Below are 20824 nucleotides of genomic sequence, written 5' to 3'. Positions count from 1 at the left end.
AGCGTCTGTTCCTGCCCAACCTGCAGAACGTCACGCTGATGAGCGAGAAGCTGGATCGCAGCTTCAAGTTCCGCGTTTCGACGCACGGTCTGCGCTCGGTCGAGCACAACGGCGGTCTGGACAACTGGCTGCTGAAGCAGTCGGACACCAAGCTTTCGACGCGCGCCCTCAAGGTGAAGCGCGATCTGGTGAAGGCGAACGCCGCCTAATCCTTCTTCCCGCAAGGGATGAAAGCATCGAAGGCCCCCTTCCCAAGCGGAACGGGGGTTTTTCGTGCGTCTGGTCAATGTGGCAGACGTCTGATGTCCAGTCGCAGCTTCATCAGCCGCGTTTCCTGCAACGCCAGGCCGTTGTCATCGGACAGCAGCCAGACCAGCGGCCCTTGCGGCGCATGCTGCACCACCATCGCCTCATAGTTTTCACGCAAGGCCGGTGAATCGATCCGCGCCAGTTCCTGCGTGGCCAAAGGGCGTTTGGGATCAAGCCTTGCCGGATCGGCCAGCACCAGGCGCGATTCGAAATGCGGCGGGAACAGCGCCAGCCTGCGCGTGAGGATCAGCAGACGCCCATCGGGCAGTTGCACCATGTCCACCGGATCGAACCCCGGCGGCAGTTCGATGCCGAACGGTTGCGGCTTTGAACGGTCAGGCGCATCAGGAAAGACCAGCCCCAGATGCAGCCCCCCACGCCGCGCGCCACAGGTTTCGCACAGCAGCATCCATCGCCCGTCGCGCAGCCTTGCCATCGCTTCGGCGCCGCCATTCTTTGGCCAGTCTCGCAGCGCCGGAATTTTCACGAAAGCGCCCTTGCTGCGGTCCGCATCGATACGGATCAGGCGGTCATCGTCCTCCAGTCCGAACCAGATGCTGTCATCGGGCGCGGCAACCGCCGATTCGATATCGAACACCGCCCATTCCCCGCGCGGCCCCTTGAAATAGATCGCACGGCGGATGCCGACCTGCTTCGCCTTGGGAATATCCGGCGTCGCCACGCCCGGCGGGGTGAAGCGCAGGCGCATGTTGCGGTCGGAAAAGGTGAGGAATTGCCCGGTGCCCATGTCGATCATCGCCGACCACCCGCCAAAGCGCGAATTGGGACTTTCCATGCGCCACAACCCTTCCAGACGAAACGGGCCAAGGCCGGTCACGCTCTCAGCGGCGGGCGCGATATCGGCAAAGCGCAGGATCTGCTGGTTGTTGCGGGACGCAGGTTCCCACCCCCATGTCGTCCACAGGAGCGGGATCAGCAGGAAAAGGATGGCCAGCCCACGACGCACGCGCATCGGATTGCATGGCCTACCCAAGCCTCATATGCGCAATTCATCCATTTCGGATGTATTTTCAGGTTGAGGGTATGAACTTCAAGGCCAAGCCATTGATACAATAGCGCAATCCCGTGGGCGCAGGCCCATCGTTGAAAACATGCCCCAGATGCCCGCCGCACTGGCTGCAATGCACTTCGGTGCGCGTCATGCCCAATGATCGGTCGGAACTTGTCCCGACGGCACGCGGCAGCGGCTTCCAGAAGCTGGGCCAGCCGGTGCCGCTGTCAAACTTGGTGGCAGAGCTGAACAACGCTGTGCCATCGGCCGCGCAGGCAAACACGCCCTTGCGCTTTTCCTTGTTCAGCGGCGAAGTGAAAGGCCGCTCGGTCCCCTCTTCGCGCAGGATGTGGAACCGTTCGGCCCCCAGCATCTGCCGCCATTCCGCCTCGGTCTTCATGATCGGGAACTTGCCCTTGGCCGCAGGCTTTGCACTGCAGGCCGTGGCAAAAGGCATCACCACGCCAGCGCCCAGAAGGCCCAGAAAGCGGCGACGGTGCGGTGCGAGAAGGGTCATCGAAAACCTCGGGTATCCTGCCGACGGGCCGGGAGGCGAACCTCGGGGGGCGGTGGCCCACCGGCAGGACATGGCCCGGTCTAGACCCGTCCTGCCCCCGCAATCGTGACGCATGTCATAGCATACGAACCTGTCTGGCCGATTACCGCTTTTCGAGCATGACCTCCAGCTTGCGGAAGCCGTGGACGAAGTTCGCCCGCACCCGCTCAACCTGGCCGCCAACGCGCACGCGCATCCGCCTTTCGTGCATTTCTTCCAGCAGGATGCGCAATTGCAGTTCTGCCAGACGCGCGCCGACGCAGCGGTGGATGCCATGCCCGAAAGACAGGTGCCGCCGCGCATTGGGGCGGTCGACGATCAGCTTGTCCGCATTCTCGAACACGCTCTCATCGCGATTGGCGGAGATGTACCAGAGGACCATCTTGTCGCCCGCGCTGATCTGCTGGCCGAACAGCTCTGCGTCCGCCGTCGCCGTGCGGCGCATGTGCGCCAGCGGCGTGACAAAGCGGATGCATTCCTGCACGGCATTGGGAATCAGCGAAGGATCGCGCTCCAACAGTTCGCGCTGGTCGGGGAATTGGTCGAGCGCGTGGATGATGCCCGACATGGTGTTGCGCGTGGTATCGTTGCCGCCAACGATAAGCAGCACCAGATTGCCCATGAATTCCTGCGGACTCATATGGTTCATCGCTTCGGAATGGATCATCATCGAGATGAGATCACCCGAAGGCGCAGCCCGCATCCGTTCGCCCCACAGCCGCTGGAAATAGTGCGCCATCTCACCCAGAAAACCGAAGCGCGTGTCGGCCAGATCGCGCGCCAGCGTCAGTTCCACATCGCCCGCCCAGTCCGACCAGAACGTCAGCAGACGGCGGTCGGCCCACGGAAAACCGAAGAGCAGTGCCAGCATCCCGGTGGTAAGTTCGATGGAAACCTTGTCCACCCAATCGAACTTCTCGCCCCACGGCAGCGAATCGAGCACTTCGCCCGTCCGGCGACGAATCTCGGCCTCCATCTCCACCATCTTGGCAGGCGTGAACGCTGGTGCCACGGTGCGGCGTTGGCCAGTATGGTCGGGCCGATCCATCGCGATGAACATCGGCAATTGCCGCTCGGCCAGAACCGCCGGGTCGGCATCGGCGGGTGGGTCGCCAATGGTGATGCCACCATATTGCCACGACGAGGAAAACAGTTCCGGCAGCGATTCGACATGGGCAATCGCCTTGTGGCTCACCACGTTCCAATATGCGCCATAGGGTGATTCGGGCACGAAGTTGACCGGAGCCTCTGCCCGCATCTCCGCAAAGATCGGCTGCCAGCGATCTTCCATGTAGATGTCTGACCGGCTGACATCCCATTTGTGGCTATGCGCCGGGATCGCTTGCGGATTGTCTTTCAACCAGGCGGTGAAGGCTTCGATCGCGGTGGGCGAACTGCGATAGGTGAACTGCGGCGCTTCGGGTGCAAGCTGCGTGGCCATTGGCTATCCTCCGGTCGGGGCCACGCCGTGGCGCGCGGTCCTCCTCACGGTGACAAGCTGCCACAACCTACATCATTGTCAATAAGCCTTTGCACCTTTTCCGAACAGCCGCTTCCACACACTCCGTCTGGTCGTAGCGGGGCCGGACTTCATCACCGTGCGCCGGAACAGTTGCGCCCCTGCCCGCACGATCACGATGACCCAAAGCACCTGCCAGCCCAGCGCCACCAGATGGGGCCACACATCGGGATACTGCGCCGCCCGCGCCAGCATGGCATAAGGCGAACTCACCGGGAAAATGATCGATGCCCAGTCCAGCCACGATCCCGGCGAGGTGAGCGCATAGCTGGCAAAGAAGAACACCATGAGTTGGAACATCGACACCGGCATGGACAGCGTCTGCACTTCGCGCACCGTCGTTGCCATGCCGCCGATGGACAGGAACAGCGATCCCATAAGCAGATAGGCCATCGCGAAGTAGAGGAAGCCCAGCGTGAGGAACAGCGGCCACCCGACAGCCGGGACCGACATGGCAGGCAGGTTCCGCGCGCCAGCCAGAACGATGGCTCCACCCACACCGCCCCACACCGCGATGCCCACAAGGCTGACCGCGAGCATCGCAAAGAGCTTGCCCATGAACATCGCGTCCATCGGAATGGCAGCGGCCAGCACCTCAATGATCTTGTTGCCCTTTTCCTCGACAAGGTTGGACAGAACCATGCCCGCCAGCAGCATTGTCAGCAGGAACAGCATGACCTGCGCGGCCTGCGCAGTGTAGATCTGCCCCGATTTCACCTTGGCGACCGAGGTGGCGACTTCCTCCACCGCAACATCGGGATAGTCCGTCGGCGTGGCCGACCGCGCCCTTGCGGCAAGATTGGACACCACGCCCACCCATTGCCGCGCGCGTTCGCCCGGCGCGGTGAGCAGCGGTTTGTCGAGCGTGCCGCCCAGCACTGCCGAAACCGGACGATCGCCATTGGCCAGCGCGGCGCGCGCATCGAACGCCTGGCCCGGCTTCATGTCCTGCAGCACCACGATTTCCGGGATCGCTCCCGGTACGCGCCCGTCCAGTTCTTCGCGCGCGCGGATCATCGCCTGCGAATCCGCAGCGCTCATCGCAAGGCCGATGGTGGGCCGCTCGACATTCTGCTGCACCTTGCCGCCGATGCTGCCGGCAAGCCCGCCGACCAGCACTGGAAAGATCGGACCGATCAGGAAGAAGATGAACGTCTTGGAAAAGACCACGGCCACGAAATCGCGCCGTGCAATGACCATCATCGCGCGCAGCTTATCAGCAAAACCGCTCATTTGCCTTCTCCCGCGCTTTCCTCAAGCGCCTTGGCCGCAGCCTCGCCCGCAATGGCGACGAAGGCATCGTGCAGCCCTGCCCGCTCGATCGACAGGCTGAGGATGCCCGCATCACCTTCGATCAGCGCGCGCAACAGCGGCTCCACCCCGCTTTCGGGCAGGGTGAAGTGCCAGAACGCTCCTTCGTGCCGTGCATCTGCAGGCAAAGCTGAGCGCCACGGCCCTTCCTGCGCTCGGGTTTCAAGGCGCACTTGCGGGCGCAACCGGTCACGCGCCACGTCCACCGGCCCGGCAAAGGGCACTTTGCCGCCCGCGATGATCGCCACCTGATCGCACAGTCGCTCGGCATGGGCGATGACGTGGGTTGAAAAGATCACGGTGGTGCCGCGCGCCGCCAGATCGCGAATCATCCGCTCCAGCTTGCCCTGATTGAGCGCGTCGAGGCCCGAAAACGGCTCGTCAAACACCACAAGATCGGGTTCATGCACCAGCGTGCCCAGCAATTGCACGGTCTGCGCCATGCCTTTGGACATCTGCCGGATCTGCCGGTCAGCGGCATAGCCAAGGCCATGCGCTTCCAGCAGTTCGCGCCCTTTGCGCCGCCCTTCCTTCAGCGGCACCCCGCGCAGTGCGGCAAGGAAGCCAATGGCTTCATAAGCCTTCATCGCCGGATAAAGCCCGCGCTCTTCGGGAAGGTAGCCGATGCGCCGCGCCACATCCGTAGGCCGCTCTGCCCCCAGTACGCGGCGATAGCCCTGATCGGGATCGATGATGCCCAGCAACATGCGCAAGGTGGTAGTCTTGCCCGCGCCGTTCGGCCCCAGAATGCCGTAGATCGCGCCCTTGGGCACCGATATGTCCACGCCATCGACAGCGGTAAATCCATCGAACCGCTTCACCAACCCGCGCGCTTCTATCGCGAGTTCCACGCCACCTGCGTCAACTGCATTGCCCGACACAGGCCATTCCCCTAGCTCGATCTTCATAGGTCATTCCCCTAGCGATAGGCGATGAACGAGCGGGACAGCAAGTTTGGTTAACGCAGAGGTAGAAAGTCTGGAAGCGCGGTTGAAGGGTGAAGCCCTGCGTCTTGGCTTTGCTGCCTGCGGCTTTGCGCCCGCCGCCGACGATCCTTTGCGCGCAGACCGTCTCGAACAATGGCTGGGCGATGGGCACCACGGCACGATGGAGTGGATGGAAACCCGCCTCCACCACCGGCGCGGCCCGCAATCATTGTGGCCCGAGGCCCAAAGTGTGATCGCGCTTGGCATGAGCTATGCCCCCGCAACCGATCCCCGCGCGCTGGAAGCCCACCCGGATCGCGCCCGCATCTCGGTATATGCCCAAGGTGGTGACTATCACGATGTCGTGAAGCGCAACCTGAAGGCCCTTGCCCGCTGGCTGGTGGCCGAGGAACCCGGCGCACAGGTCAAGGTCTTCGTCGATACCGCGCCGGTCATGGAAAAGCCGCTGGGCCAGTTGGCCGGACTGGGTTGGCAGGGCAAGCACACCAACCTCGTCAGCCGCACACACGGGTCATGGTTGTTCCTCGGCGCGATCTACACCACGCTGGATCTCGCGCCCGATCAGCCACATCCCGACCGTTGCGGTTCGTGCACCGCCTGCCAGACTGCCTGCCCCACGCAGGCCTTCCCCGCGCCCTACCGGCTCGATGCGCGGCGCTGTATTTCCTATCTCACAATCGAGCACAAAGGCCCGGTTCCTGTCGAATTCCGCGCGGCGATGGGCAACCGCATCTACGGCTGCGACGATTGCCTTGCCGCCTGCCCGTGGAACAGCTTTGCCGCCGCAGCCCAGGCCAACCGCGCCTTCCTGCCCCGCGCGGAACTGACCGCGCCCAGGCTGGCGGAACTACTCGCGCTGGATGACGCAACCTTCCGCAAGGTGTTCAGTGGGAGTCCGATCAAGCGCATTGGCCGGGATCGGTGGGTGCGTAACTGCCTTTATGCGGCGGGGAACAGTGGGGATTTGGCGCTGGTCGGACCGGTTGCCGCACTGCTCGACGATCCCGAACCGGCTGTGGCCGATGCCGCGCGGTGGGCGATGGCAGCCTTGGAACAGCACCACCCCCCGGCCCCCTCCTCTGAAGAGGAGGGGGAGAAGAACCACACGCTCCGCTAAAAAGCCCCCTCCTCTTCAGAGGAGGGGGTTGGGGGTGGTGGCAGTTTACGCCAGCATTTCCTTCAAAGGCACACCCGCATCCGCCAGCATTTCCGGCGCGATCTGCGCCCGCGCCTCAACCAGCTTCTTGCCCTGCACATAGTCCTTGACCATGTTCACGCAATCGAGCGCGATGACCTTGCCGTGCTTGAGATAGACCACCGAGAACGACCGCGTTGCCGGGTCGCCGCGTAGCACCGCGTTGTCGTGACCAGTGGAAAGGCCAACGGTCTGCAGCTTCAGGTCATACTGGTTCGACCAGAACCACGGCGTTGCCGAATAGGCCACCGGTGCGCCGCAGATATCCTTGGCCGCGGTTGTCGCCATGTCGTTGGCATTCTGCACCGATTCCAGCCGGATCACCGCGCCATCGGCAAAGGCATTGGAATGCGCCGCACAATCGCCAATCGCATAGACATCGGGCAGCGAGGTGCGGCAGAACTCGTCCACGTCCACGCCGTTTCCGCCAGCAGCACCTGCCGAAAGCAGCGGCCCGATGCACGGAATGATCCCGATGCCCACGATCACGATTTCGGCCGGCAGAACCGATCCGTCCTGCATCTTCACCCCGGTCACCTTGGTGCCATCGCCTTCGATGCAGTCCATCGCGGCATTGGTGCGCAGATCCACGCCATGCGCGCGATGTTCTGCCTGATAGAATTCCGAAAGCGCCTCTCCGGCCACGCGCGCCAGCACGCGGGGCAGGGCTTCGAGCAGCGTGACCGAGACATCGAACTTGGTCAGCACCGCCGCAGCTTCCAGCCCGATATAGCCCCCGCCGACAACCACGGCCCGCTTCGCACCGGCATCCAGTTCCTGCATCAACCGGTCGGCGTCTTCCTTGGTGCGCACCGCGTGAACGCCGGTGAGGTCAGCGCCCATGCACGAAAGCCTGCGCGGGTCGCCACCGGTGGCCCAGATCAGCTTGCCGTAGCCAATCTCGCTGCCATCCCCCAGCTTCACCGTGTGCGCGGCGGGATCGAGCGAGACGACCTCGCTCGACAGCTTCATCTCGATGCCCTTGTCCACCCAGAACTGTTCGGGGCGGATGCAGATGCGGTCGAACGTCTTGTCGCGCGCGAGGTATTCTTTCGACAGGGGCGGACGCTCATAGGGGATTTCCGGCTCACGCCCGATCACCAGCACGCGGCCTTCAAAGCCGTTCTGACGCAGCGCGATGGCGGCTTGCGCCCCACCGTGTCCGGCCCCAACGATAATGACATCCGCGTGTTCCATACGAATCCTCCCGACTGTTGTCGCCGGTTTGGCCAAAAGTGCGCCCCCGTCAACTGACGCCTGTCAAAAAGACCATTGCGGACAAGCGATAAAGCGGATCAGATTTCCACGATCGTCCCTGCCAGACGCTCTACCTCGGCCCGATCATGGCTGACATAGAGGATCGGCAGGCCCACTTCATCACGCAGCCGTTCGATAACACCCATCACATCCTCGCGCCGCGCACGGTCGAGGCCCGACAGCGGTTCGTCCATCAGCAGGAAGTGCGGGTTGGACAGCAGCGCCCTCCCGATGGCCACACGCTGCGCCTCCCCGCCCGAAAGCGAGCGCGGCCAGCGATCAAGCAGATGCGCGATTCCCAGAAACTCCGCCGCTTCACCCACCCCCATCAGGCCTTTCGCCTGCATCCCATAGGCCAGATTATCCCGCACCCGCAGATGCGGGAAAAGCCGCCCGTCCTGAAACACATAGCCCGCGCGCCGGGCCTGCACCGGCACATCGATACCTGCAGTGCTGTCGAACAGCACTTCGCCGCCGACCGCCACGCGCCCCGCATCGGGCCGCAGCAAACCGGCGATCATGTTCAGCACCGATGTCTTGCCCGCGCCCGAAGGCCCGAACAGCGCGGTCAGGCCCGGGCCTGTCTGGAACGCGCAGGCCACCGCCGTATCGCCCAGACGCCGCTCCACAGCCACATCAAAGGACATGGGAACTCCTCCCCATGCGCCGCGCCAGCACTTCGGAAACCACCAGCGCCGCCAGCGACAGCAGCACCGAAATCACCGCAAGCCGCGTCACCACCGCCTCTCCGCCCGGCACCTGAAGCGCGCTGTAGATCGCCAGCGGCAACGTCTGCGTCTCGCCCGGAATGTTGGAAACAAAGGTAATCGTCGCGCCGAATTCGCCCAAGGACCGCGCAAAGCCCAGCACTGCGCCCGCCACCACACCCGGCAGCGCCAGCGGCAGGGTCACCGTTCGGAACACCCGCCAGCGCGATGCGCCGAGCGTCATCGCCGCCGCTTCCAGCCGCAGATCCACCGCTTCTATCGAAAGCCGCATCGCCCGCACCATCAGCGGCAAGGCCATCACCCCCGCCGCCAGCGCTGCCCCGGTCCAGCGGAACATGAACGTCAGTCCGAATACCGCCTCAAGCCAGCGCCCCGCCGGTCCCTGCGGCCCGAAGGCCAGCAGCAGCAGCCACCCCGTCACTACCGGCGGCAGCACCAGCGGCAGATGCACCAGCGCATCCAGAAGCACCTTGCCCGCAAAGCGCCCCCGCGCCAACGCCCAGGCCAGCGCAAAGGCCAGCGGCAGGCACGCGCCCACCGCCACCGCGCTGACCTTCAACGAGAGCCAGACGATTCCCCAGACATCAGGCGCCATCAACGGTTGCCAAACCCGCGCCGCGCCAGAATCGCCCGCCCTTCGCGCGAGATCAGGAACCGCCGGAACCCTTCCGCCTCACGATGCGCCGAAGCCTTCAGCAACGCCACCGGATAGGTAATCGGCTGATGGCTGTTTGCAGGGAAAGCCCCCACCACGCGCACGCCTTTCGATGCCCGCGCATCGGTGGCATAGACGATCCCGAGCGGCGCGGCTCCGCGCTCCACCAGCGCCATCGCCGCGCGCACGTTCTCTGCCGCCGCCACCTTGCCCGCCACGCCTTGCCACACGCCCAGCGATATCAGCGCATCGCGCCCATAGCGCCCTGCCGGAACCGCTGCCGGATCGGCCATCGCCAGCCGCCCGGTTCCCAGCGCCTGCGCCAGCGGAAACCCGCGCCGGATGCCCAGCGCCACCTTGCTGCCCACCGGCGCGATGAGCACCAGCCGGTTCTCGGTCAACCGCGCCCGCGTGCCCGGGCGCAACAGCCCCTTGCCTTGCAGATAGTCCATCCACTCTTCGTCGGCCGAGGCAAAGAGATCGGCCTTTGCGCCCGCCTCCGCCTGCCGCGCCAGTGCCGATGATGCCGCAAACGACAGCACTGGCCGCGCGTGCCCTTTGGCTGCCCAGCGATCCGCTGCGTCGTTCATTGCTTCCTGCAGGCTTGCCGCTGCCAGCACCAACGGACCGCGCTCCTGCGCCCAACCCGGAGCAACCCCCGCAACCGCTACCAGCAGCGCCATTACGGCGCGGAAAAGACCTTTCATGCAAACTCCGGCAAAGCAAAGCTATGTCCGGGCGTATATAATGAAAGCAGTCCGCGACCAAGCCCGCGATTCCGAATGAGCGGTACGCTACCTCGCCACTGGATTGCTTCGTCGCTACGCTCCTCGCAATGACGAACGAGGGCTACATTCCTTCGTCATTGCGAGCGCAGCGAAGCAATCCAGAGCGCAACACCCAAACGCCTACCGCCCCAGCAGGGTCCGCGCCTGACTTGCCACTTGTGCCAGCATCGCAGGCGCAACCGCAGGAGCCGCCTGTGCCCGCGCCACCAGACTGCGGAACTGCTTCACTGCCGCAGCATTCGCGCCCAGCCAGTCGGCGACAAAAGCATCGGGCGATCCCCCGCGCGAACGGGCCAGAAAGTCCAGCCGCATCTGTTCAAAATCGCGCGAAAGACCGGCCACCAGCAGGCGCTCCCACGGATCGGACGGGTTCATCCGCCGCGCCGCCTGCTGCGCCCAGTCCAGCCCCAGCGTAGCGCCAAGATCGGCAAAGGCCCCGGTCAGCGCGGCGGCATCCACGCCAAGATCGCCCGCCAGATGAGCAAGACCCACAGCGCCGTCCATGTCGTAAAGATGGACCAGTCGTGCGGCAATTTCAGCGGGCGCACCGGCCACTGCCAGTTCGTCGGCCATCGCCCGCGCCTGCGCCTGCGCTTCGCCACGTAGCAACTGTGCCGCCGTGTGCGAAAGCAGACCCACGCCGCCGAACAGATCTTCGATCAGATCACCCGGCTGCAACGATCCGTGCCCGGCGCGCAGGACGTCCGCGATATGACCGCGCAGGCCCCAAGCCGTGCGTTCGAACAGGGCAAGCCGCAGCGTTTCGGGCATCGCCGCCACGTCCAGCATGTCCCACGTCTTGCGCAGATCAAGCAACCGCTCCGCTGCAACAAAGGCCGCCGCCACTTGTGCCAGCGATACGCCTTCTTCCTCGCACAGTTCGAACGGCATGACCGGCCCCATGCGGTTGACGATACGGTTCGCCAGCTTGGTCGCGATGATTTCGCGGCGCAGGCGGTGGTGCGTGATTTCGTCCTCAAAGGCTTCCTGCATCTGCGGCGGGAAAGCCGCGATCAGTTCCACTTCCAGCACTGGATCATCGACCACGGCGCTTTCTTCCAGCGCGCGCTGCAACACCAGCTTGCTGCTGGACAGCAGCACCGCCAGTTCGGGCCGGGTCAACCCCTGTCCCGCCGCCGCGCGCCGGGCAAGGTCTTCGGCACCTGCCAGCCCCTCGGTCTTGCGATCCAGATCGCCGCCTTCTTCCAGCACGTCGATCAGGCGCGACCATGATGGCATCGCCGCCGCCCCGCCACGCTCTGCGATAGACAGTGCCAAGGCCTGCAGGCGGTTGTCCTCCAACACCAGATGCGCCACGTCATCGGTCATCGAAACCAGCAGATCAACGCGCGCATCCTCGGTCAACTTGCCCGACCGTTTCGCCGCCGCCAGCGCGATCTTGATGTTCACTTCGTTGTCCGAACAATCGACGCCCGCCGAATTGTCGATGAAGTCGGTGTTGATCCGGCCTCCATTCAAGGAGAACTCGATGCGAGCCGCCTGCGTGGTGCCAAGGTTGGCCCCTTCACCGATAACCTTCGCGCGCACTTCGTCTGCCGAAACGCGCACCGAATCATTCGATGGATCACCCACATCGACGTTGTTCTGCGCGGCGGCTTTCACATAGGTGCCAATGCCGCCGAACCACAGCAGGTCCACCTGCGCGCGCAGAATGGCCGAAATCAGCGAATCCGGGTCAATCTCCGCTACGTTCAGCCCCAGCATTGCCTGCACTTCCGGCGAAAGCGGGATTGCCTTCATCGAACGCGGAAACACCCCGCCACCTTTGGAAATCAGGCTCTTGCCATAATCGTCCCAGCTGGAGCGCGGCAGTGCAAACATGCGCGCACGCTCTTCCCAGCTCTTGGCTGGATCGGGATCGGGATCGAGGAAGATATGGCGGTGATCGAACGCGGCCACCACTTTGAGCGCCTTTGACAGCAGCATACCGTTGCCGAACACGTCGCCCGACATGTCGCCGCAGCCCGCCACGCGCACAGGTTCGCTCTGCACGTCCACGCCCATTTCAAGAAAATGCCGCCGGACCGAAAGCCACGCACCCTTGGCGGTGATGCCCATCGCCTTGTGGTCATAGCCTTTCGACCCGCCACTGGCGAAAGCATCGTCGAGCCAGAAGTCCCTGGATTCCGCAATGGCATTGGCCACGTCAGAGAAGGTCGCGGTGCCCTTGTCGGCGGCCACCACGAAGTAGGGGTCTTCGCCATCGCGAACCACCACGGCAGCGGGATGGACCACTGCGCCTTCAACGATGTTGTCGGTCAGCGAAAGCAGCGTGCGGATGAACACCTGATAGCTGGCCTTGCCCTCGGCCAGCCAGCCTTCGCGGTCCTTGGCAGCATCGGGCAATTGCTTGGGATAGAAGCCGCCTTTCGCGCCGGTCGGCACGATCACCGCGTTCTTCACGCGCTGCGCCTTCATCAGGCCAAGCACTTCGGTGCGGAAATCGTCGCGCCGGTCAGACCAGCGCAGGCCCCCGCGCGCGACTGGCCCGGCGCGCAGATGGATGCCTTCCACGCGCGGAGAATAGACGAAAATCTCGCGCCAGGGCAGCGGCTTGGGCAGGCCCGGCACCATTGCGGAATCGATCTTGAACGCCAGCGCTTCCGCCGCCGCCGGGGCAAAGGCATTGGTGCGCAGGATAGCGCCCACCAGCGCGCGGAAGCTTCGCAGCAGGCGGTCATCGTTGATCGCAGCCACCCCGGCCAGCCCTGTCTTGATGCGCTCCTCAGCCTCGGCAAAGGCCCCTTCACGGTCGCCATCGAACGCGGGATCGTGGCGCACCACGAAAGCGTCGATCAGCCCGCGCGTGACGGCGGGCGCATTCTTCAGCGCTTCCACCACGGTCGGGATGCCAAAGGTCATGCCCGCCTGCCGCAGGTAGCGGTAGAAGGCGCGCAGCCAGTTGGCTTCAACGGCGGTCAGCCCGGTGGCGACGATCAGGCGATTGAACGCATCGTCCTCCGCCGCGCCATTCAGCACCGCCGCCAGCGAAGTTTCGATGGCCCCGGCGCGCGCCAGCAGATCGTCAATCGATGTGTCCACCGGATGCGAAACGAGGAAATCGTGGATATAGCCCAGCCGTCCGCCATCCAGCGGCGTCGGCACTTCTTCCAGCACGCGGAAACCGAAGTTCTCCAGCACCGGCACGGCATCGGACAGCACGATCGCGCCTTCGCGCTGGTACAGCTTCAGCCGCAGCGCCACCTCGCCCGCGTTGCGATGCAGGCGCACGGCGCGGCGTGGGGCCTTGGTGCCGGAAAGCGTGCGCAACACGCGAATGTCGCTGGCCGCTTCGGCCGCGCCGGAAGCATTGCGATAGGCAATCGGGAAGGCATCGGCATAGCGTGCGGCGATGGCCGCCGCGCGCGAAGGTTCTTCGGTCGCCGCCAGTTCGGTTTCCACCGCGCCTGCCCAGCCGCGAACCATCGATTGCAGTTGCAGGTCCAGCGCGGCCTCGTCAGCCGTGCCGCTCTGCTCGCGCACATCCATGACAAAGCGCAGCATGGCCAGCGTGCTACCTTCGACCTGCAAGGCCCAGTCAATCATCTGAGCGCCGGTGGCGCTTTCCAGCATCGCCATGATCGAAAGACGGACTTGCGTGGACAGCACATCGCGCGGCAGCCACACGAACGCGAACATGTGCCGGGCCAGCGGTGCCTCCACCAGCGCAAGCCGCGGGCGCGGGCGGTCCACCAAGCTCATCGTCGCGGTGACGACCCGTTCCAGATCGGCCTCGGCAAAACTGATCAGCAAATCGTGCGGCAATGTCGTCAGCGCATGGACCAGCGCCTTGCCGGCGTGGCCGTTGGGCGCAAAGCCGAACTTGTCCATCAGTTCGGCAAGCTGCGTGCGCAGGCGGGGAATGCGATCCGGCGCGGCAGCCAGCGCGGCGCTGGTCCACACGCCCGCATGGACGGACAGCGCCACCACCTTGCCGCCCTCGATACGCGGCACGATGAACAGGTCCAGCGGCACACGGCGATGCACGTTGGCGATGCGGTTCGCCTTGACGATCAGTGGCGCACGGCCCTTCCCGCTTTCGAACCACGCAAAGGCGCGGTCATAGGACGATGCCGCCAGCAAGCTGCGCTCGCTCGCGCGGCAGATGCCCAGCGGTTTTTCCTCGGCGCCATCGCGATGCCGGGTCACGCTGCCCAGTTGCGTCAGCATTCCGTCGGCCAGCCAGCGCAGCAGCGCCGCGCCTTCGGGATCGGCCAGACTGTCGGCATCGGCGCGCATCGCGGCCTGCATCATCGGCCAGTCGGCCACGGCGGCACGCACATCGGCCAGCGTTTCTTCCAGCGTGGCCACCAAAGCCCGGCGCTGGCGCGCATCGGCGCGTTCGGTTTCAAGGTAGACGATGGATTCGCGGCGTTCTCCGCTGGCGTCGCCTGACGGGAATTCGGTCAGACGCCCATCTCCATCGCGGCGCACGGCTGTGACGGGATGGACCAGTCGGTCGATGGTCAATCCTTGTGCCGTTATCGCAGAAGTGATTGAATCTACGAGAAAAGGCATGTCATCGTTGACCACCGCGATGCGCAAGTGGCGCTCGGCACTGTCCGATCCGCTGACGCTTTCGATGGCGATGGCAGGATCGCTGCCCTTGCGGACGGCGGCAACGGTTGCAGCGAAGCGGGCAGCTTCGGCAAGGCGCGCATTGTCGAAATCGCGGGCTTCATCGGGCAGCAGCGCGGCGGCGAAGCGTTCGGCCAGCGCGAAGGCGAGCGTGTCGGTCGAGGGATCGGACAGGGTTGCGGACGTTGACGCCATAACGTTTTCCGGCTCTCCAGCGAGAGAGGATTATTACCCTCTCTTGTAATTATTGAACACAGACTTGTATCATTATTCCAGATGCTAATCCAGACGTTCCGTGGCCACAAGTCCGGTTGATCGCCCTGATCGGCTTAACCTGCGGTTGTAACCTTTGGGGCGGATAAAGGTGCCGTCGGGGCGGTTAACGACGCCCTAGGTGCAGCTAGGTGCATCTAGGTGCACTTCAGGAATGCACCGGTTCGCGCGCTGCCTCAGCCGTCAGCCGCAGCGATTTCAGCCGCGCCGCCTGATCGAAAATCGACGCTGCAACAATAACTTCGTCTGCCTGCGTCCGCTCGGCAAATGCGGCCAGACCGGCCCGCACCGTGTCCACCGATCCGCACGCGCTGACCTGCCGCACATGCTCCAGCATGGCGAGCGCCTGGGGCGGAAGCGAATCGCGGTAACCGGGCACCGGCGGCTTCAGCTTGCCGGGATTGCCGGTGCGCAGCGCGACGAAAGCCTGATCCATCGACGAGGCCAGCAGTTGCGCCTCCTCATCGGTATCCGCAGCCACGACATTGATCGCGGCGGCGCAATAAGGTGCGTCCAGAAATTCGGACGGCTGGAACCTTTCGCGGTAGATTTTCAGTGCCGCATCAAGATGATCGGGTGCAAAGTGCGAAGCGAAGGCATAGGGCAGGCCGAGCATCGCTGCCAGTTGCGCGCCGAACAGGCTGGACCCCAGAATCCACATCTGCACTTGCGCACCCTTGGCCGGATAGGCCTGCAGCGGCACCCGTTCATCGCCTGCAAACAGCGCCCGCAGTTCCACCACGTCCTGCGGAAAATCCTCTGCCGCGCGGTTGGTGTCCTTGTGCAGCGCGCGCATGATGCGCTGGTCGGCGCCCGGCGCACGGCCCAGCCCAAGGTCGACGCGTCCCGGAAAAAGCGCGTCGAGCGTGCCGAATTGTTCCGCAATAACAAGGGGATTGTGATTGGGCAGCATGATCCCGCCAGCCCCGATGCGGATGCGCGATGTGCCCTGCCCGATATGCGCCAGCGCCACGGCCGTCGCCGCCCCGGCAAGACCTTCCATCCCGTGATGTTCGGCCACCCAGTAGCGTTCGAACCCGCATTCCTCGGCCACTTTGGCGGCCGCGGCGGAATTGTCGAGCGCTGCCCTAGCCGTCCCACCCTCGACCACGCTGACAAGATCGAGGATGGAGAGTTTCATGGGGCTGGCTTCTGTGTTGTTTCAGGAGCTTGAGATGTAGGCGCAGGGCCAAGCTGTTCAAGGTAGCTTTTTGCAACCTTTCCTGCTTCGCCGTCCCTGTCCACCGCCACGACCGATTCCCACGACTTGCGCGCAGCCTCGTCCCGCCCCGAAAGCACGGCGATGACGCCCGCTTCAAGGCCCACCCGTGGATCGCGCGGATCGTATTTGCTGGCGATTTCAATGTCGCGCTGGGCGCGGGGGAGATCATCCGTGCGGCGCGCCAGCGTGGCCGAAAGCAGCCAGCCTTCAGCCGCTTCGGGGGCAAGGCGATGCACCTCGTCAAGCGCAGAGGCGGCTTCGGCATTGCGGGCAAGCGCCACAAGCGCGCGCGAACGATCGATCTGGATTTCAGCAAGCGCGGCATTGTCTGCCCCGCCCGGCACGGCCAGCGCGCGGTCGAACCAGCCCACCGCGGCATCGGCCTTTCCGCCCGCCAGCGCGGCATTCCCTGCCATCGCCATCAGCGGCACGGCAGCCACTTGCTGCTCGGTCGGCACCCCGGCCACGGCCTGCGAGAACGCTTCGAGCGCACCGTCGAAATCACCCATGTTTGACCGCAACATGCCAAGACACTGGTTGGCGCGCACCTGCTGGCCGGTATCGCGGCTTTCACCCAGCCACGTCTGCGCTTCGACCAGCGCGGCGTCAGGATTGGTCTGCGCCTTGGCCAGGCACTGGGCCAGCCGGTCCTGTTCGGGTAGGTCGGGCCGGACAAGACCCACTTCGCGCTCCGCCTCGCGCTGCTCCTGTTCGCTGCGACGGCGGGGAATCGGCAGGTCGGACGGGCGCATGGGCATTGTGGCAGGGCCGATCTGCATGAGAGAGACAGTCTGCGCCCGTTCGACAACAATTTCCTGCGCGAACATCGGAGCGGGCAGATCGATCATGCGGGTCTTATCCTTCAAGGTCAGCCAGCGCGCGCAGCAACAGCGCAATGTCGCCAGGCCGCGAAAGCCGGTAATCGCCGTCCTTGATCAGGTGGACCTGCACATCGCCTGAACGCAAGGCGCGGGCAAGGCGAAGCGATATGTCCCACGGCACATCGGCATCGGCCTGCCCGTGAAGCAACCGCACCGGGCCATCGAAAGCGATCTCGCCCCCCAGCCGCCGGTGCTTTTCGCCATCGGAAAAGAACCCGGCATGGGTCGGCGTCGGCTCCGGCCCATAGGGATTGTCCTCAAAGATCGTGCGCCCCGAAGCGAGTTCGATGCGTTGCGACTGGGAAAAACCCCATTCGGTAAAATCAGGCGCGGGCGCGATGCCGACCAGAGCCTTGGCACGCGCTCCCAAGCTTTCCGCAATCAGCAGCATCAGCCAGCCACCCATGCTTGAGCCGACAAGCTGGACGGATTCGATGCCCAGATGATCGATCAGCGCCACAACCTCGTCGCGCCATCGGGACAGGCGGCCATCGGCAAAGTCGCCGTCGCTTTGCCCGCAGCCGGTATAATCGAGCAGCAGGCAGGCACGCCCATTCTGCTGCGCCCAGTCCATCACCGCCTGCGCCTTGCTGCCCGCCATGTCGGACATGTAGCCGGGAAGGAAAACCACAGTGGGACCAGTGACGGGATGGTGGCGATAGGCCATCTGCTGACCCGAGGGCAGGGTGAAGTGCGCGATATCGGTCATGCCCGCAGTCATGGCGCGGCGGGGAGCATGGGGCAAGAGGACTGAGGCGATAGGCGAAAACACTAAAAACAAAAGCTGGTTAGAATGCTTTATTGGTCAATGCACTGTGCTGAGGTTCGCTCCGAGAGCCTCCCTCTCGATTCTATTAATTGCCGTAGATTCGTCTCCGCGATAGATAGGTACCGCAGTAAGTCTGTTGGAAGCTCTTCGACGCAAATCGTGACCAATTACGTTTTCCCGCTCCAACAGCGCAATAACTTGCAGGTCTTCATGCGTCTCGTAAAGCGCCTGCATCTGGAGAAATATTGCATCATTCACACGCTGAGCGGACGTGCCAAAAAAAACCGCCACCGGTGATCTATCTTTTGCACGGATCACCAAATCTGGGATCGTGTCGGACAGCGTGCCGCTGACAGGCTTATCCTGTTCGACGAGTGCCTTTCCTTCGAGCTTGGCAAGAATCTGGTTTGCAGCGTCTTGCTTAAACGTGCTGGCTACCTTGTCTTTTGTGAGCAGCAGAAAATCATTGATTCTCAACATAAAGGACAGAAAGCGCATTGCTGCTCGCGGAAGGTCGGCCTCAGGCATACTTGCTGTATGCAGCAGCATTTCGTCTTCATCGAACTCGATCCCATGCCCCTCTAAAAGAGCCTGGAATGCGTCAGAACGAGTTTCAGTTGAGAAATCGACACCTGCGCCTTCAAGGAAAGCAATGGTAGTGCCATCATCTTCGATACGATAAACGCCTGTACGCGTTTTGTCGCGAACCAGATAGAAGGCGATCGAGTCACCATCGTCTTTGCGAAACGTGGTCGTCACGGCATAGCCAACTGGGACGTCCGTCAGCTTCAGATCACCGCAAAAGGCGTGGCAAAGAGCCTCTTTCAAAACAACTCGTCCTTCGTACTGAGCCGGAAGAATCGCACGGTTTCGCCCCAAAGCCAAGCCTTCAAGCCACCATGCATGCTGTCCTTGAATTCAGTTCGATTGTGTTTTGCTCGTGCTCCGGGCAAACGTTTGACCCAAGGTCCATGAACAACGGTACCGATCGGCGCAATGTCGATATTGTTCTTGTCGCCACAAAGTGTGTGCAAATGCCAACCAGTCTCATGATCAACGTGGTACTCGTAGCTGCAAAGGACGATGGTATCGCGATTGCTCCGTAAGCCGAGATGAATATGAGCCTTACGCTTATCATCACAGAAAAGCAGGCGGAGAACGAATTGCCTTTCACCAATTTGAAACTCAGCAAAGCGCCAGCACCAAGCAGATCCGAAAGACCAAGCCTTCTTGCCCGCTTTGGATAACGGGAATTTTGCCTTTGGAGCTTTGCCATTCCCCCAGTCGCCGACTGTAAGGTTCTGCTTATCCCCCCGGATAACGTCCTGAACGCGCATACTGCATAACTGCGTTACTCCTCGCCCAACGTCAACATCACTCCAAGAGTAAGCATTGGGCAACCGAGTTACGTCGCGAATGTGTAATGACTGAGCAGCAAATCCCCGCTAAACACCCCTCCATCATGGCGCAGCGTTCCACCAGCACTACAACCACTACCCCCGCGAGCCGGGGGCGGTTGCTGCTGGCGTAAAGCCTGCCGCGATGCCGCCGCCCGGTTCGGGTGGGTTTGCGCATCGCCTCCCGAACCGACTGCAAAACCGATGCGCGCCCTTTCGGTGAGCTTGTTCCTGTGGCAAGGCACCGTTCAAATCGCCTTGGCGAAATCGCGTTAGCCAGACCGCTTTAGAGAGTCCCCGATGTCCGAATTGCTGAAGATCACCCTGCCCGATGGTTCCGTGCGCGAGGTTGCGCCGGGAAGCACTCCGGCGGACATTGCCGCTGCGATTGGTCCCGGCCTTGCCAAGGCAGCGCTGGCGGCGAAAGTGGATGGCGAACTCGTCGATCTTTCGCGGCCCTTTACCGCTGACGCACAACTGGCGCTGGTGACCGCGAAGGACGAGGCCGAGGCGCTGGATCTGGCGCGACATGACTTTGCGCACGTTCTGGCCGAAGCGGTGCAGGCGCTGTTTCCCGGCACGCAGATCACGTTCGGCCCCAGCACGGACGACGGGTTCTATTACGACTTTGCGCCCGCCGAGCGGCCTTTTACCGATGAGGACTTGCCCACGATCGAGGCGCAGATGCGCAAGATCATTGGCGCGAACAAGCCGCTGCGCCGCGAGGAGTGGAGCCGCGAGCAGCTGATTTCGCGCTGGAAGCAGCAGGGCGAAAGCTTCAAGGCGGAATGGGCGGCGGAACTGCCGGGGGATGAACCGCTGACGGTTTACTGGTCGGGCGACGATTGGCTCGACATGTGCCGGGGGCCGCATCTGCCCTCCACCGGCAAGCTCGATCCCAATGCCTTCAAGCTGACGCGCGTTTCGGGCGCATACTGGCGCGGGGACCAGAACAACGCGATGCTGAGCCGCGTCTACGGCACCGGCTGGCTGAACAAGAAGCAGCTGGACGCACATCTGACGCGGCTGGAAGAGGCCGCCAAGCGCGACCATCGCAAGCTGGGCGGGGAGATGGACCTGTTCCATCTGCAGGCCGAAGCGCACGGCAGCGTGTTCTGGCATCCCAAGGGCTATCTGATCTGGCGCGAGCTGGAAGCCTACATGCGCCGCGCCATCGATGGCGCGGGCTATCGCGAGGTGAAGACCCCGCAGGTGATGGACGCGCGCCAGTGGGAGCAGTCCGGCCACTGGGGCAAGTATCGCGAAAACATGTTCGTGATCCCCGATGAAGTGCCGAACGTGGACGATGAAGGCCCGGTCATCAGCGGCGAGGCCGACTGGATGGCGCTGAAGCCGATGAACTGCCCGGCGCACGTGCTGATCTTCCGGCAGGGCATCAAGTCCTA

18 protein-coding genes are annotated in these 20824 nt (G+C 63.5%); 3 read left to right on the top strand and 15 right to left on the bottom strand.

Annotation, left to right across the window (positions count from 1 at the left end; translation table 11 throughout):
- Positions 1-209, top strand: a 209-nt coding sequence (locus tag ACOVQ0_RS01960; RefSeq protein WP_421879514.1) for a large ribosomal subunit protein bL28, incomplete at its 5' end; no start/stop codon positions are given.
- A gap of 74 nt (positions 210-283) precedes the next feature.
- On the opposite strand, the gene ACOVQ0_RS01955 is transcribed toward ACOVQ0_RS01960, so the two are convergent.
- The 5 genes from ACOVQ0_RS01955 to ACOVQ0_RS01935 all read right to left on the bottom strand — a co-directional run bounded on the left by ACOVQ0_RS01955 (position 284) and on the right by ACOVQ0_RS01935 (position 5615).
- Positions 284-1282 carry an esterase-like activity of phytase family protein gene (locus ACOVQ0_RS01955; protein WP_421879511.1) on the bottom strand — a complete coding sequence of 333 codons (999 nt, stop codon included), beginning with the start codon at positions 1280-1282 and terminating at the stop codon, positions 284-286.
- 58 nt (positions 1283-1340) lie between these two features.
- Positions 1341-1838, bottom strand: a complete 498-nt coding sequence (gene msrB, locus ACOVQ0_RS01950) for a peptide-methionine (R)-S-oxide reductase MsrB (protein ID WP_421879508.1) — start codon at positions 1836-1838, stop codon at positions 1341-1343.
- 142 nt (positions 1839-1980) lie between these two features.
- Positions 1981-3318: a cytochrome P450 gene (locus ACOVQ0_RS01945; RefSeq protein ID WP_421879505.1), complete on the bottom strand. Its 1338-nt coding sequence runs from the start codon at positions 3316-3318 to the stop codon at positions 1981-1983.
- Between the two features lie 78 nt (positions 3319-3396).
- Positions 3397-4629, bottom strand: a complete 1233-nt coding sequence (locus ACOVQ0_RS01940) for an ABC transporter permease (RefSeq protein ID WP_421879503.1) — start codon at positions 4627-4629, stop codon at positions 3397-3399.
- Entirely contained in the window at positions 4626-5615 is a 990-nt protein-coding gene (locus tag ACOVQ0_RS01935) for an ABC transporter ATP-binding protein (RefSeq protein WP_421879500.1), read from the bottom strand. The genes ACOVQ0_RS01940 and ACOVQ0_RS01935 overlap by 4 nt, the downstream gene beginning before the upstream one ends.
- A gap of 46 nt (positions 5616-5661) precedes the next feature.
- Here ACOVQ0_RS01935 and queG point away from each other — a divergent pair, with 46 nt between their 5' ends.
- Positions 5662-6771, top strand: coding sequence for a tRNA epoxyqueuosine(34) reductase QueG (gene queG, locus ACOVQ0_RS01930; RefSeq protein ID WP_421879497.1), 1110 nt, complete (start codon positions 5662-5664; stop codon positions 6769-6771).
- Between the two features lie 45 nt (positions 6772-6816).
- Here queG and ACOVQ0_RS01925 read toward each other — a convergent pair whose 3' ends face one another.
- The 10 genes from ACOVQ0_RS01925 to ACOVQ0_RS01880 form a co-directional block, all read right to left on the bottom strand.
- Entirely contained in the window at positions 6817-8046 is a 1230-nt protein-coding gene (locus tag ACOVQ0_RS01925) for an NAD(P)/FAD-dependent oxidoreductase (RefSeq protein WP_421879495.1), read from the bottom strand.
- 98 nt (positions 8047-8144) lie between these two features.
- Positions 8145-8753 carry an ATP-binding cassette domain-containing protein gene (locus ACOVQ0_RS01920; RefSeq protein WP_421879493.1) on the bottom strand — a complete coding sequence of 203 codons (609 nt, stop codon included), beginning with the start codon at positions 8751-8753 and terminating at the stop codon, positions 8145-8147.
- Positions 8743-9429, bottom strand: coding sequence for a molybdate ABC transporter permease subunit (gene modB, locus ACOVQ0_RS01915; RefSeq protein ID WP_421879491.1), 687 nt, complete (start codon positions 9427-9429; stop codon positions 8743-8745). Before modB ends, ACOVQ0_RS01920 begins: the two co-directional genes overlap by 11 nt.
- A complete protein-coding gene (gene modA / locus ACOVQ0_RS01910) occupies positions 9429-10196 on the bottom strand; it encodes a molybdate ABC transporter substrate-binding protein (protein WP_421879489.1) in 768 nt (255 codons plus the stop codon). Before modA ends, modB begins: the two co-directional genes overlap by 1 nt.
- A 201-nt stretch (positions 10197-10397) precedes the next feature.
- Positions 10398-15071: an NAD-glutamate dehydrogenase domain-containing protein gene (locus ACOVQ0_RS01905; RefSeq protein WP_421879487.1), complete on the bottom strand. Its 4674-nt coding sequence runs from the start codon at positions 15069-15071 to the stop codon at positions 10398-10400.
- A 226-nt stretch (positions 15072-15297) separates the two neighbouring features.
- Entirely contained in the window at positions 15298-16290 is a 993-nt protein-coding gene (locus ACOVQ0_RS01900; protein ID WP_421879485.1) for an LLM class flavin-dependent oxidoreductase, read from the bottom strand.
- Positions 16287-17237 (bottom strand): tetratricopeptide repeat protein, encoded by a 951-nt coding sequence (locus tag ACOVQ0_RS01895; RefSeq protein ID WP_421879482.1) that lies wholly within the window; start codon positions 17235-17237, stop codon positions 16287-16289. Before ACOVQ0_RS01895 ends, ACOVQ0_RS01900 begins: the two co-directional genes overlap by 4 nt.
- Positions 17227-17961 carry an alpha/beta fold hydrolase gene (locus tag ACOVQ0_RS01890; RefSeq protein ID WP_421879478.1) on the bottom strand — a complete coding sequence of 245 codons (735 nt, stop codon included), beginning with the start codon at positions 17959-17961 and terminating at the stop codon, positions 17227-17229. Before ACOVQ0_RS01890 ends, ACOVQ0_RS01895 begins: the two co-directional genes overlap by 11 nt.
- 96 nt (positions 17962-18057) lie before the next feature.
- On the bottom strand, positions 18058-18849 hold the full coding sequence (locus tag ACOVQ0_RS01885) for a DUF1828 domain-containing protein (protein ID WP_421879475.1): 792 nt from the start codon (positions 18847-18849) through the stop codon (positions 18058-18060).
- Positions 18846-19358, bottom strand: coding sequence for a hypothetical protein (locus ACOVQ0_RS01880; protein WP_421879472.1), 513 nt, complete (start codon positions 19356-19358; stop codon positions 18846-18848). The genes ACOVQ0_RS01885 and ACOVQ0_RS01880 overlap by 4 nt, the downstream gene beginning before the upstream one ends.
- Before the next feature lie 360 nt (positions 19359-19718).
- Between ACOVQ0_RS01880 and ACOVQ0_RS01875 the strand changes: the two genes are divergently transcribed.
- Positions 19719-20824 (top strand): TGS domain-containing protein (locus ACOVQ0_RS01875; protein ID WP_421879468.1); only part of this gene is annotated, 1106 nt, incomplete at its 3' end.

Origin of the sequence: Novosphingobium sp. (assembly GCF_049240505.1) — a bacterium.
GTDB lineage: Bacteria > Pseudomonadota > Alphaproteobacteria > Sphingomonadales > Sphingomonadaceae > Novosphingobium.
This window is presented reverse-complemented; position numbering and strand designations above follow the sequence as displayed.

Bases quoted from the DNA above. Each gene is read 5' to 3' on its own strand.
- ACOVQ0_RS01955 (WP_421879511.1), bottom strand. From the start codon at position 1,282: ATGCGCGTGCGTCGTGGGCTGGCCATCCTTTTCCTGCTGATCCCGCTC.
- msrB (WP_421879508.1), bottom strand. From the start codon at position 1,838: ATGACCCTTCTCGCACCGCACCGTCGCCGCTTTCTGGGCCTTCTGGGC.
- ACOVQ0_RS01945 (WP_421879505.1), bottom strand. From the start codon at position 3,318: ATGGCCACGCAGCTTGCACCCGAAGCGCCGCAGTTCACCTATCGCAGT.
- ACOVQ0_RS01940 (WP_421879503.1), bottom strand. From the start codon at position 4,629: ATGAGCGGTTTTGCTGATAAGCTGCGCGCGATGATGGTCATTGCACGG.
- ACOVQ0_RS01935 (WP_421879500.1), bottom strand. From the start codon at position 5,615: ATGAAGATCGAGCTAGGGGAATGGCCTGTGTCGGGCAATGCAGTTGAC.
- ACOVQ0_RS01925 (WP_421879495.1), bottom strand. From the start codon at position 8,046: ATGGAACACGCGGATGTCATTATCGTTGGGGCCGGACACGGTGGGGCG.
- ACOVQ0_RS01920 (WP_421879493.1), bottom strand. From the start codon at position 8,753: ATGTCCTTTGATGTGGCTGTGGAGCGGCGTCTGGGCGATACGGCGGTG.
- modB (WP_421879491.1), bottom strand. From the start codon at position 9,429: ATGGCGCCTGATGTCTGGGGAATCGTCTGGCTCTCGTTGAAGGTCAGC.
- modA (WP_421879489.1), bottom strand. From the start codon at position 10,196: ATGAAAGGTCTTTTCCGCGCCGTAATGGCGCTGCTGGTAGCGGTTGCG.
- ACOVQ0_RS01905 (WP_421879487.1), bottom strand. From the start codon at position 15,071: ATGGCGTCAACGTCCGCAACCCTGTCCGATCCCTCGACCGACACGCTC.
- ACOVQ0_RS01900 (WP_421879485.1), bottom strand. From the start codon at position 16,290: ATGAAACTCTCCATCCTCGATCTTGTCAGCGTGGTCGAGGGTGGGACG.
- ACOVQ0_RS01890 (WP_421879478.1), bottom strand. From the start codon at position 17,961: ATGACCGATATCGCGCACTTCACCCTGCCCTCGGGTCAGCAGATGGCC.
- ACOVQ0_RS01880 (WP_421879472.1), bottom strand. From the start codon at position 19,358: ATGCGCGTTCAGGACGTTATCCGGGGGGATAAGCAGAACCTTACAGTC.